The following is an 11,941-nucleotide window of genomic DNA, read 5'->3' as shown; positions in this document are numbered from 1 at the left end:
TTTGTTTCAAGCTCAGGCGTCCTTTTTTTCAACCTTCTTGCGGGTGATGGTTTTCTTCGCCGGAGCCTTCTTTGCGGCTGTTTTGCTTGCCGTTGTCTTTTTCGCCGTGGTTTTCTTTTTTGTCGCCGTTTTTTTCGCCGGAGCTTTCTTTTCTGGCGGGATCAAAACGTTCTCCCAATCGCAGTCTTCCTGTGGACAGCGCTGCACCGTGCCCCAGCGCTTGGTGACCTTGATCTCGGTCAGCGGCCAGTTGCATTTCGGACAAGGCTCTGCCTTCGGCTCGTTCCAGAGGGCATACTTGCACTTCGGGTAGCGGTTGCAGGAGTAGAAGATTTTGCCGTAGCGGCTTTTCTTCTCCATCATCTCGCCTTCGTTGCACTGCGGGCAAGTAATGTTGAGCGACTTCGGCTTCTCCAGCGGCTGGATGTTCTTGCATTTCGGGTAGCCGCTGCAAGCGAGGAATTTGCCGTAGCGACCGGTTTTGATCAGCATTCCTTCGCCGCACTTTTCGCACTTTTCATCCGACATGACCGGTTCTTCTGCCGGCTCACCGTCGCCGTTGAGCGGTTCGGTGTGGCGGCAGTCGGGGAAGCCCGAGCAGGCGAGGAAGCGTCCGGAGCGGCCCAGCTTGATAACCAGCTCTTTGCCACACTCGGGGCAGATCTTGTCGGTCTTCTCGGTGGTGACGTCGGCTTTGCTGACCTCTTTGTCTTTGCGGTGGAGCAGGGCGATGAACGGATCCCAGAATTGTTTGACCTGCGGTATCCAGGCTTTCTCGCCACGGGAGATAGCGTCGAGGTCTTCTTCCAATTCAGCAGTGAAGTCGTAATCGACATACTGGCTGAAGTGTTCGACCAGCAACTTGGCGACCACCCGGCCGGTATCTTCAGGGAAGAAGGTACGTTTTTCCAGCCGCACGTACTTGCGGGTGACCAGCGTATTCATGATGCTGGCGTAAGTCGAAGGCCGGCCGATGCCGTATTCTTCCATCGTCTTGACCAGGCTTGCTTCAGTGAAGCGAGGCGGCGGCTGGGTGAAGTGCTGCTCCGGGGAGAGCTGCTCGTTCTTTAGCTTTTCGCCTTCGTTAAGTGGTGGAAGCAGGCCTTCCTTGTTCTCATCGTCACCGTTATCGGTGCCTTCGATGTAAAGGGCCATAAAGCCGGGGAAGCGGATCACCTGACCGGTGGCGCGGAAGCTGTATTTGTCGCCGGCTGCTATATCGACGGTAGTGGCATCAAAGATCGCCTGGGCCATCTGCGAGGCGACGGTGCGCTTCCAGATCAGCTCGTAAAGGCGCAATTGGTCGGAGCTCAAATAGGGTTTCAGTTGTGCCGGGGTACGGGCGATCGAAGTCGGACGGATCGCTTCGTGCGCTTCCTGGGCGTTTTTACTTTTGTTTTTGAATGTGCGCGGCTTGGCCAGGGCATAGGATTCATCGTACAGCTTGCAGATCACTTCGCGAGCTTCGCTGGTGGCAACATCCGACAGGGCCACCGAGTCGGTACGCATGTAGGTGATCAGTCCGTGTGTGCCATCATTGACCTCGACACCTTCGTATAGCTTCTGTGCAACCGACATGGTTTTGCGGGCCGAGAAGCCGAGCTTGCGGCTCGCTTCCTGCTGCAGGGTACTGGTGGTGAAGGGGGCCGCAGGGTTACGTTTGCGTTCCTTTTTTTCCAGGCTGCTGACGCTGAAATCAGCCTGTTCCAGCTCGCCGAGAATCGCTTTGGCCTGTTCCTCGTTCTCGATGGCGAACTTGCCGAGCTTTTTATCTTCGGCCGCGTGCAGCTTGGCGGTGAACTGGCTGTCGGCAGCGTTGGCCAGCAGGGCCTCAATGCTCCAGTACTCACGCGGTTTGAAGGCTTCAATCTCTTCTTCCCGTTCGACAATCAGGCGTAGGGCGACCGATTGCACCCGCCCGGCAGACAGGCCATAACGGATCTTTTTCCAGAGAAAGGGCGAGAGGTTGAAACCGACCAGATAGTCGAGGATCGAACGCGCCTGCTGGGCATCGACCAGATTGCGGGCGATTTCCCGCGGGTGGGCCATCGCTTCGTCGATCGCGGGCTTGGTGATCTCGTGAAAGGTGACCCGTTTGACTTTCGGCTTGTCACCTTTCTCATCAATGCCGAGTGCTTCCAGCAGGTGCCAGGCGATCGCTTCCCCTTCGCGGTCAAGGTCAGTCGCGAGGATCAGTTCGTCGCTCTTGGCGACCTCTTTTTTCAGTGTGCTGATGTGCTTGGAGCTTTCCGGCAGCACATGATACTTGGGGTTGAAATTGTTATCGGTATCAACCGATCCCTGCTTGCTCGGCAACGCCCGCACGTGACCGTATGACGCAAGGACCTTGTATCCCTTGCCGAGAAATTTTTCGATGGTTTTTGCTTTCGCCGGTGACTCGACGATAACCAGTGATTGAGCCATCTTTTCCCCTGTTCTCTCTATTTAATTCTCTCTTCTGCTGATTTGCTTGCAGAATATAGCAAAAATAAAAAAGGCTGCAGCAAGTGCGCAGCCCGAAGCGTCTAGTGGTAGATACGCGCCCAGTCGTCTTCCAGGAAACAGTCGATTTCCCGTTGCCACAGGTTGCTTTCGCGCGAAAGCATGGTCAAAGCTGTGATCATTTTCACTTCCTGCAGGTTTAGCGGTTCTTCGGCTGCCCGCACCGCTCTATCGATAACCTCTTCCTGGGCGTCCTCCGTTAAAAGTCCCATGGTCCGCAGTTTGGTCAGGAATCCGATCCCTTCACTGCTCAGCGCGAGCTGCTCCTCACGGCTGAAAACACGATAGGTTATCGGCAGTTCCAGATTGTCGCCAATCGATGCCTGTGCACCCTGCAGGGCAGCAGTCTCCATCCAGGAGAAGGCATCGTTGATCTCTTCGGCTTCGAAGCCGACCGACATCAGTTCTGCGACCAGTTCCTGCTCGTTGATCGGGGCATCTTCAGCTCCGATCACATATTTGGCAATCAGGTTGACGATTGCCAGGACTCGCTCACGCAAGAGACCTCCAGACAGGAGTTTCACCTGTGTATCGGGTTGCACAATTAGATACATGGGGTTGTGCCGGAACAGCGGGACGTTTTCCGATGAACTGATGGTCAGGATAAGAAGTTGTTATCGTTCTGTTTTCTATGCCTGCCCACGTATATAGCTGTTTCCTGGCAGCATCTGGACTCCGCCCTGGAGTTCTAGGTCGAGTAAAATAGCCGAAACCTCCATGGGAGTCAAGCCGCATTTCCGGCCGATTTCGTCGATATGAAGCGGTTCGTGCCCAAGTTGCTGATACAGCTTCAATGCTGCCCCTGTGAGCTGTTTGGCGAATTGATTGTCCTGTTGCCTCTGCTTGCGAGTGAGCCTGCTAGGCCACAGGTTTTGGAGAATGTCATCTGCTTCGGTGACCAACTGGGCTCCTTCTTTCAGTAGGCGGTTGACGCCCTGGCTGGTTGGCGATTGCACCGCTCCCGGTGTGGCGAACAGTTCGCGCCCCTGCTCCAGAGCGAAATCGCCGGTAATCAATGAGCCACTCTTCTCTGCCGCTTCAACAATCAGTACGCCTTTGCTCAGACCACTGATGATACGGTTGCGGCCGGGAAAATGGCCGGCCAGGGGTTGTGTGCTGGGAGCGTATTCGCTGATGATAGCCTGGTTTTCTGCCATTTCCATGTAGAGGCAGCTGTTTTCCGGTGGATAGATGTAATCGACGCCGCAACCGAGCACGGCAATGGTTTTACCATTACGGTCTATGGCACCACGATGCGCTGCTGAGTCGACTCCACGGGCCAGTCCGCTGACGATACATATATCGTACTCAGCCAGATCGCCGGCCAGCTTGTGCGTCAGTTGCAGTCCTCCGGGTGTTGCCCGACGGGAACCAACAATGGCGAAGCAATCCTGTTCGGGTATTTGTCCGCGCAGGTAGAGCAGTGCAGGCGGATCATGGATGTGGCGCAGCAAAGGTGGATATTCAGCATCCCAGAAACTGATCAGTCGAACCTGCAGCTTGTCCAGCCTGTCGCAGATGGAGAGAAATGCGCGGTCGTTCTTCGCAGGGATCTGTGAAATCACCTTTGCAGAGAGACCGGCATGCTCCAGCTGGACAGGTGACGCACGAAGCGCATCTGTGAAGCTGCCGAATTGATGTTGTAATTTAAAGAGAGCAACGCGGCCGATGCCACGGGTCAGGTGCAGGCGCAACAATGCGCTCTGGTTGATATCCATACAGCCCCCCTCCGATGGATAAATAAAGATACGCGGCAGAAACAAAAACGGATTGAAAACCATTCAATCCGTTTTTGTTTCTTTTGATTTAAATACTATATTACTCGTTGACTAGGGTAATGTTGTCACCGATATGCATGACATCGGCGCTCTTGATGATCAAGGCAGTCGATGTCTGGTTTTTCGGCTCGATAACAACCGCAGCTCCCAGCACTTCGTCAGGCAGATCCAGATCGCCGGCCTGCTTCAGCAACTCTTCCGAAACCTGCCGTGGACGTGAAATATAGAGCAGGTTTCCGCTTTCGACCTGCTGCTCAAGGCCGAGGTCGATAAAAATGATGTCGTTGGTCCCCTGGATAATTTTCTTGTCGTGAGTCGCAATAATGATGCCTTGTAGCGCTTCGGCTGCCTGCTTGAGAACCAGTTCGCTGCGATGCGGCACGTACTCGAAAAGTTCTGCGCCGCGGGTGATTTCACGGTAAGCCTTGCCGATTTTTGCGACAACGGTTTCGTTTTTGATTTCTGTCACCTGCAGGAAACCCAGGTTATGCATCATGGTCCCGACCGGTTCGTTGCTGACCGGGTGTTTGACCATGTCGCCGCGGTCATAGAGACCATAAGTGTCGCCCACTTCAACGCTGGCGAGATCTTTCATCTTGACGAAGACCATGTCCCCCTTGGTTAGCAGGACCCGGTTGTCGACCGAATCGACAAGGGTTCCGAGCAATTGTTCGTTGGTCAGAATGAAACCGTCACCGACACCGGTGCCGGTCAAGGTAATGGTTTGCTCCGGCTTCTTCTCGGCGACTGCAGGGGCTTCGCCTTCGGCTTCTGTTTCTGCCGGCTGTTCCTCTACTGCCTCTTTGTACGCAGGGATGATCTCGATTTTACCGTCAAGAATACGCAGCTTCTGGCCCGGGAAGATCAGGTGCGGATTGCTGATGTCGGGGTTGTGTGCCCAGACGTTAGGCCAGTAATAGGGGTCTTCGATGAAGCGCTGAGAAATATCCCAGAGAGTATCCCCTTTTTTGACGGTGTAAATCTGACCCTCTTCGGCACTTGCCGGTAGGGTGGTAACGATTGTCACCAGAATCAGCAATGATAACCAGCGGAAAATTGTCTGTGTCATCGGTTCCCTCATGCGTAAATAGGATCTTTATCAACTCGTTCTTAGTTCGTTATTGCCGGTGCCAGTTGTTGCGTTTCTGCGCTGTTCGGAAAGCGATCGCGCAGTTGTTCGAGAAGTTCATCAGCCGCTTCAGTTTGCTGTTGTTGACGGTAAAGCTTGGCCAGTAGCAGCATCGCGCCAGGGGCTCTGTCCTGCCCGTTTGCAGAAACAATCACCTGACGCAGGTTGGTTGCCGCCAGGTTCAGCTTGCCTTGGGAAAGCTGTGCACTAGCCAGCCAATAACGGGCATTTGCGCTGTACTGGTGTTGGGGGTAGCTGTTAAGAAAATTGTTGAAGCCGTTTTCCGCAACGGCATAACGTCCCGCAGCCAAGCTTGAAAAAGCGGCCAGGTAACTGGCGGCGGAATCAGCCAGCCCGGCGATCTCCTGCTTAATCTCGGCAGGCACTACGGTGGTTTGCGGTTGTGGCATCGATTGACTTGTCGTTGCGAAACTTTCCTCAGCTCCAAGCTGGGGTTGAGCAGGAGCTCCGAGCAGTTGCTGCTGCAGTTCGGCCATTTGCTGTTGCAGGTTCGCCAGTAGCTGGGCCTGTTGACGCTGCTCCTGCTGGATTTGAAGGAACTGTTGTTTCAGGGCAGCCGAAGGGCCGGCAGTGGTTGTCGCCGTGCAGGCGTTCAGCAGAAACAGACAGGCGAGTGCCGAAAGTGTAAGAGATAGAGTTGATGAACGTAGTGACTGTGACACGAACGGTTCCCCTGTAATTATTTTGAAGAAATACTAATTTATAAAAATTATAGGCTTATTAAGACGTTGTCAAGTTTGAAAGGGGGGCGGTCTTTGAAAAACAGCACCTGCAGTTCAATTAATTTTCTGCTTTTTCTGGTTGGAGTTGATAAAGACTCCGTTCCGAGGTCAGGACAATGCCGCGCTGATTGCTGTGCTGTTGCAGAAAGGCGCGAATTTCTTTCTGCGTTTCTACCGGCAACGTAAAGAATTTCGGCAGCTTGCTGGAAAAAAAATCATTTTCATCTTCGAACAGGAACTCGGTGGAAAACTGGCGTGGTGCATTTAACGTCCAACCCGGGAGATGTTGCATTGCCTGCAGTGCCGCTGCCTTGAGCGGGCCTTCATCGCCACTGCCGACATTGAAGCGGCTTTTGGCTTCGTTGAAACTGCCACCGTCAGCCGGTTCCAGCACCAGGATCACTCCGCCCGGTTTCAGCAACGAGCCCGCTTGCAGCAGGCTATTCTGCATCTTGTCGCTCGGGACGTGGTGTAGCGAGAGAGTGTAGACAACCAGGTCTATCGATTCTTCCTTTAGTGGAGGAATTCCTTCAGGATTATGAAAAAATTCGACGTTTTTCCCCCTCACTTTGCTTTTCGCAGTTTCTATGGCCGTTGCATCTGGGTCCCAGGCGACTACCTTTGCGGCAAATTTTGCCAAATCGCGGGTCACACGACCTTTGCCGCAGCCGATTTCAAGTACGGTTTTCCCGGCCAAGGGGAAAAGCTCCAGAATATTTTTAATCTGCTGATCGGTGGCATCTTGAATCATTAATATTCTCCGACTGCTGGAAATTTGTTTCACTATCGGCTAGCACCAAAAGTTCATGACTGTCAAATCTCAAATACGTTCAACTGTTCAGGCGCTAACAGGTTTATGATATGCTCCGCTTTCGAAAATGTCGCAACCGTTTGTAAAGGACAGAGATGACAACTAGGACAAATCAAAATAAGCCGGAATTGCTGATGCCTGCTGGTGATCTGCAGAAACTGAAAACTGCTGTTCGCTATGGTGCAGATGCTGTTTATCTGGGGACAGAAGATTTCGGCCTGCGCGCCCACGCCGGGAATTTCAGCCTGGAGGATTTATGCGCCGCGCGCGAAATAACGCGCGAGGCCGGGGTCGCCATCTACCTGACCCTGAACGCCTCTTTGCGACCGGGTGAATTCGTCGCTTTGGAACAGTTACTGGAAAAGCTGAAGCCGCTCGAATTGGATGCCTACATTGTCGCCGATCCGGGCGTGCTGACGACCATCCGCAAAGTCGATCCGCAGCGGGCGATCCACATTTCTACCCAGGCGAATAGCTGTAACCCGCAGGCGGCCGAGTTCTGGCGGCTGGCTGGCGCCAACAGGCTCAACTTGGCTCGGGAGTTGACGCTGGAGGATATCCGCGCCTTTGCCGAGCAAACCGAGATGGAGCTGGAATGTTTCGTTCACGGCGCCATGTGTGTGGCCCATTCCGGGCGCTGCCTGATCTCCGCCGCGCTGAATGAGCGCAGTGCCAACCGCGGTGATTGTTCCCAGCCTTGTCGCTGGAACTACCAGCTGACGGAACAGACGCGGCCGACCGAACCGATGAATGTCGAAGAGGATTTCCGCGGCACCTATTTTTTCAACAGCCGGGACCTGTGCCTGATTGAACAGTTGCCCGACCTGATCGCAGCCGGAGTGCACAGTTTCAAGGTCGAGGGGCGGATGAAAAGCCTCTACTATGTCGCTACGGCAGCCCGCATTTACCGTGATGCTATTGACCGGCTGTGGGACGATCCGACAGATATTGATCCGCTCTGGCGGGAAGAATTGGAAAAAGTCAGCCACCGGCCCTACGATACCGGCTTTCTGCTCGGCACCGATGACGCCAAAGTCCATCCGGCAGACACCCATTATGTTCGCACACATGACTTTGTCGGTTTTGTCCGTCGTGATGAAAATGGCCTCTGGGTTGAGGGGCGCAACCGTTTCCTGCTTGGCGACGAGCTGGAGCTGATCGGTCCGCAGATGAAACAGGAAAAGTTCACCGCTGCGAATATCAGAACCTTGGCGGGCAAAGAACTACAGGCCGGTAATCCGAACTATCAATTGCGCATGCTGCTGCCCGACTGGGCCGATGATGGCGACCTGATCCGTCGCAAGCGACCGGAGAAAAAATGAAAATCCTGCTACTGATTATTTACCTGTTAGTCACCGCGATGAAATTTTTTCTCGATTGGCTCAACCTGCGCCATCGGCAACAACAGCATCCTCCCTTGCCGCAGGCTTTCGTGGGACAGATCGATGCCGAGCGGATGGCAAAAAGCGACGCTTATGCCCTAGCCGGGGACAAGTTCGGTTTTATCGAGGATGGCTTCGGATTCATCGTTTCTCTGCTGTTTCTTTTCGGTGGAATCCTGCCCTGGTATGACAACTGGGCAAGTGAAGCTGCGTCCGGGTTTGTCGCTAACGGACTGCTTTTTTTCGGTCTTTTATTGCTGGTGCAGATGCTTCTCGGCGTCCCTTTTTCCCTCTATCGCAATTTTGTGCTGGAGGAGAAGTTCGGTTTCAACAAGATGAGTTTCAGGCTCTGGTGTGTCGATACCATCAAATCTTTGCTGATCGGCGGCGCTTTGTTCGTGGTGCTGGCAGGCGGGGCGCTTTGGCTGGTGAACAAGGCACCGCAGAGCTGGTGGTTGTGGGTCTGGGGGTTTTGGGGCGGCATGACGCTGTTTTTGATGTATGTTTCGCCCTACCTGATCGAACCGCTGTTCTTCAAATTTTCCCCACTGGAAAAAGAAAGTTTGGAGGATGGCGTTCGCGAACTGCTCGACAAGGCGGGTGTCAAAGCAGGCAAAGTCCTGCAGGTCGATGCTTCCCGTCGCAGCGGGCACAGTAACGCTTACTTCACCGGCATCGGTAAGGTGAAGCGGGTGGTGCTGTTCGATACCCTGATGGAGCAGCTTGAAGACAAGGAGTTACTGGCTGTGCTGGCACACGAGCTGGGTCATTGGCGCTGCGGTCACATCCGCAAACGCTTGATAAAAAGCCAGCTGGTCGCCCTGTTCAGCTGCCTGGTCGCGTTCAAGTTGTTGAATGCTGACTGGCTGCCAGGGCTGCTCGGACTGGAGCAGCTCTCCTTCGCCGGGCGTGTGCTGTTGCTTGGCTGGTTGGCATCGCTGCTCAGCTTCTTCTGGACGCCGATCAGCAGTTGGTTTTCCCGCCGCGATGAGCGTCAGGCCGACCAGTTTGCCATCGACCTGGTCGGTAGCGGTCGTGAACTGGCTTCTGGCCTGGTGAAGCTGGCGCGGGAGAATCTAAGCAGCTTGTTTCCACATCCGCTTTATGTTGCGATTTACTATTCGCATCCCGACTTGGTGACACGGGTGAAGTGGCTGGAAGGGCGAAAACCATCACAAGCTAAATAGCAGCGAAATCTGGCTAAACATCCCCATGTGACGCAGCCGGAGCGAAGTGGAGTTTTTGCAGGGTTTCGAGGAAAAACTGTTTGAGGCGAAGCCGAGTTTTTTCCGAGCTGAAAAAACGCAATGGAGCGCAGGGAACCCGATAGGGCAAGGAGGTCGGGGCGCATTTCTTTGCTTCCGTTTCTTTGGGCGAGCAAAGAAATGAAGGCGCGTGCGGGGCGCTCCCCGCCTTGATTTTAACTTTGAGCTATCCACACCAGAAATAGAAGACCAAAACCGGCGGGTCGCGCCCCGCCAGACGCCTTCCTTTTTGTCAATCGCAACAAAAAGGAAGCAAAAAGTGCTCTTTTTATGTGTAAAAGTTTGAACTTCTCAGGGGTTCATCAGCCCGCTGCAAGCTAACCTGCTGTTTTCCCTTTCGGGTAAAACCGGCTGAATCGCAGCGAGCAAGCTCGCAATGCGCTGATGTGCGATTGTTTCTACCGGTTGTTATGTTTTTTTGTGGAGTTCACTGTAGTGGGGGAGAGACAGTACCGCTTCTAGCGGCAAAAAAGTGGCGTGCCGACCAGGAGGGGGGAAGTCAGCACGCCGAATGTTTGTTGCCTTGAAAATTATATTACCAAAAAGGTAATAGATTTGCAAGAAGTAATACGAAATTGGTTTACAATTGCTTCAAGATGCCGAACTAACTTATTTTTTTGAATTCGATAAGGCGGTTTTCAGAACTGACTGTTATTTGAAACCGGCCAGAAATACCAGTGTGGGTCAAAAAGGGGCGCAGGCGTGAGGCTGGAAAGCGAAGCAGTTGGCCGTTCTCCGCGTAAACCTGCACATTGCTGGCAGCGCCCTGATAATATCGCAGGTACTGTTGCTGGCTGATATGCAGGCTGAAGCGGTAGATTTTACTCTTGGCGGCATTCATCTTTAACCGGGTCACGTCCCTTTGGGAAAGGAATATACAGATGTTGATTTATAAAGTTGTCGAGACCAGCCAGGTTGATGATATGAGCCTGGAAAAAATTCTCAACCAGTGGACAGCTGAGGGCTGGCAGCTCGAAGGCATGCATTTCGCCATGCGCGATGCCAGCCGCCGCCCGGGGATGGCCTTTATTACCTTTACCCGCGAAGAATCGGATCAATCGGAATAGTTGTCCCGATCTTTGAAGCTGATGGTGTGCTTCGGGTCGGATGAAGGTGTCGCACCACAGCGCGGGCAGGTCGGTTCCAGCGACTCTTCCTCAATGTGCGGGTCACCGACCAGTTCCAACGCTTTGCCACTACATTTGCAGAACCACTGCCGATAAACAGTCATCATAACCTCCTCATAGATAGAATTGGTCACTCAAGCTGTGGTGGTCTGATCATTATAGCAGGCCGAAGCTGCTTTTTAGTAAACCAACCCGCTCTTTTTCCGTACTTTGCGCATGGTTTTGTTGGCGACGTAGCGCGCTTTTTCGGCGCCCACCGCCAGTGTTTTGCGCAGCCCGTCCGGATCAGCCAGCAGTTCTTTACGTTTTTCAGTGTAAGGAGCGAAGAAGTCACGAACGACTTCAAACAGTTCCTGTTTAACGTCGCCGTAGCGCAGTCCCGGGGTCAGGTAGCGTTGTGTCAGCTCTTCAACTCCGGCATCGTCGAGGAACAGGCGATAGACCTGGAACAGATTGCAGGTGTCAGGGTTTTTCGGTTCTTCCACCGGGGTCGGATCGGTCACGATACGCATGATCTGTTTGCGCAGCGGCTTCTCTTCCTGAAACAGGTCGATGGTGTTGCCGTAGCTCTTGCTCATCTTGCGGCCGTCGAGTCCCGGCACGGTGGCGACGTCGTCGTCAATTTCCGGTTCCGGGACGGTGAACACCTCGCCGTACTCGTTGTTGTACTTGATGGCAATATCGCGCGCTACTTCCAGGTGCTGCTTCTGATCCTTGCCGACCGGTACCCGGTCGCTCTGGAAGAGCAGGATGTCGGCGGTCATCAGCACCGGGTAGGCGAACAGGCCGTGGTTCGGGCTGATTCCCTGAGCGACCTTGTCTTTGTAGCTGTGGCAACGCTCCAGCAATCCCATCGGGGTGAAGTTGGAGAGCGCCCAAGTCAGCTCCTGAACTTCCGGCAAGTCGGACTGCACCCAGAAGGTGCTCTTCTCCGGGTCCATGCCCAGGGCAAGAAAGCTGGCCGCCGCTTCCAGGGTTCCTTTCGCCAGTGCTTTGCCGTCTGAGACGCTGGTCATGGCGTGGTAGTTGGCGATGAAGCAGAACAGGTCTTCCTGCTCCTGGTATTCGATCATCTTCTTCATCATGCCGAAAAAGTTGCCCAGATGCAGGGCGCCGGAAGGCTGGATGCCGGAAAGTACGCGCATTGTGATAACTCCGCTCAGTCAGGGATGTCCCTGCTGATTCAGCTAGAAATTTGAAAAAC

The 11,941-nt window shown here is 53.9% G+C and carries 13 protein-coding genes; 4 read left to right on the top strand and 9 right to left on the bottom strand.

All coding sequences use genetic code 11. From position 1 onward, the window contains the following. Nucleotides 1-12: 12 nt before the first annotated feature. The 6 genes from topA to BUB13_RS05405 all read right to left on the bottom strand — a co-directional run bounded on the left by topA (nt 13) and on the right by BUB13_RS05405 (nt 6,903). A complete protein-coding gene (topA, locus tag BUB13_RS05430) occupies nt 13-2,424 on the bottom strand; it encodes a type I DNA topoisomerase (RefSeq protein WP_072906478.1) in 2,412 nt (803 codons plus the stop codon). 101 nt (nt 2,425-2,525) lie between these two features. Beyond that, on the bottom strand, nt 2,526-3,002 hold the full coding sequence (locus BUB13_RS05425) for a DUF494 family protein (protein ID WP_072906476.1): 477 nt from the start codon (nt 3,000-3,002) through the stop codon (nt 2,526-2,528). Between the two features lie 129 nt (nt 3,003-3,131). Then, a complete protein-coding gene (gene dprA, locus BUB13_RS05420) occupies nt 3,132-4,220 on the bottom strand; it encodes a DNA-processing protein DprA (protein ID WP_072907084.1) in 1,089 nt (362 codons plus the stop codon). 100 nt (nt 4,221-4,320) lie between these two features. Beyond that, the gene (locus BUB13_RS05415) at nt 4,321-5,349 is read right to left on the bottom strand and encodes a LysM peptidoglycan-binding domain-containing protein (RefSeq protein WP_072906474.1); all 1,029 of its coding nucleotides are present in this window, start codon (nt 5,347-5,349) and stop codon (nt 4,321-4,323) included. A 41-nt stretch (nt 5,350-5,390) separates the two neighbouring features. Then, complete coding sequence (ybgF, locus tag BUB13_RS05410) at nt 5,391-6,092, bottom strand: tol-pal system protein YbgF (protein ID WP_072906472.1); 702 nt, start codon at nt 6,090-6,092, stop codon at nt 5,391-5,393. A 118-nt stretch (nt 6,093-6,210) separates the two neighbouring features. Continuing rightward, the gene (locus BUB13_RS05405) at nt 6,211-6,903 is read right to left on the bottom strand and encodes a class I SAM-dependent methyltransferase (protein WP_072906470.1); all 693 of its coding nucleotides are present in this window, start codon (nt 6,901-6,903) and stop codon (nt 6,211-6,213) included. Between the two features lie 194 nt (nt 6,904-7,097). Between BUB13_RS05405 and BUB13_RS05400 the strand changes: the two genes are divergently transcribed. Together BUB13_RS05400 and BUB13_RS05395 are read left to right on the top strand one after the other, a co-directional pair. After that, nucleotides 7,098-8,285, top strand: coding sequence for a peptidase U32 family protein (locus tag BUB13_RS05400; RefSeq protein WP_244151835.1), 1,188 nt, complete (start codon nt 7,098-7,100; stop codon nt 8,283-8,285). Next, nucleotides 8,282-9,532: a M48 family metallopeptidase gene (locus BUB13_RS05395; RefSeq protein ID WP_072906466.1), complete on the top strand. Its 1,251-nt coding sequence runs from the start codon at nt 8,282-8,284 to the stop codon at nt 9,530-9,532. The genes BUB13_RS05400 and BUB13_RS05395 overlap by 4 nt, the downstream gene beginning before the upstream one ends. A 682-nt stretch (nt 9,533-10,214) precedes the next feature. Here the strand turns inward: BUB13_RS05395 and BUB13_RS05390 are convergent. Next, nucleotides 10,215-10,391 (bottom strand): DUF2835 family protein, encoded by a 177-nt coding sequence (locus BUB13_RS05390; protein ID WP_244151839.1) that lies wholly within the window; start codon nt 10,389-10,391, stop codon nt 10,215-10,217. Here BUB13_RS05390 and BUB13_RS19340 point away from each other — a divergent pair. Together BUB13_RS19340 and BUB13_RS05385 are read left to right on the top strand one after the other, a co-directional pair. Continuing rightward, complete coding sequence (locus BUB13_RS19340; protein WP_279625972.1) at nt 10,335-10,457, top strand: hypothetical protein; 123 nt, start codon at nt 10,335-10,337, stop codon at nt 10,455-10,457. The two genes, BUB13_RS05390 and BUB13_RS19340, sit on opposite strands and share 57 nt — an antisense overlap. A 34-nt stretch (nt 10,458-10,491) precedes the next feature. Continuing rightward, the gene (locus BUB13_RS05385; RefSeq protein ID WP_072906462.1) at nt 10,492-10,677 is read left to right on the top strand and encodes a DUF4177 domain-containing protein; all 186 of its coding nucleotides are present in this window, start codon (nt 10,492-10,494) and stop codon (nt 10,675-10,677) included. Here BUB13_RS05385 and BUB13_RS18885 read toward each other — a convergent pair. Both BUB13_RS18885 and trpS read right to left on the bottom strand, forming a co-directional pair. Then, complete coding sequence (locus BUB13_RS18885; RefSeq protein WP_153305027.1) at nt 10,665-10,841, bottom strand: hypothetical protein; 177 nt, start codon at nt 10,839-10,841, stop codon at nt 10,665-10,667. The genes BUB13_RS05385 and BUB13_RS18885 overlap by 13 nt on opposite strands. A 75-nt stretch (nt 10,842-10,916) precedes the next feature. Beyond that, nucleotides 10,917-11,882 (bottom strand): tryptophan--tRNA ligase, encoded by a 966-nt coding sequence (gene trpS, locus BUB13_RS05380; RefSeq protein ID WP_072906460.1) that lies wholly within the window; start codon nt 11,880-11,882, stop codon nt 10,917-10,919. Nucleotides 11,883-11,941 lie beyond the last annotated feature (59 nt).

The sequence above is a fragment of the Malonomonas rubra DSM 5091 genome (assembly GCF_900142125.1).
GTDB classification, from domain to species: Bacteria; Desulfobacterota; Desulfuromonadia; order Desulfuromonadales; family Geopsychrobacteraceae; genus Malonomonas; species Malonomonas rubra.
Note: the sequence above shows the minus strand (reverse complement) of the source record. Positions and strands in the feature narration are given on the sequence as shown.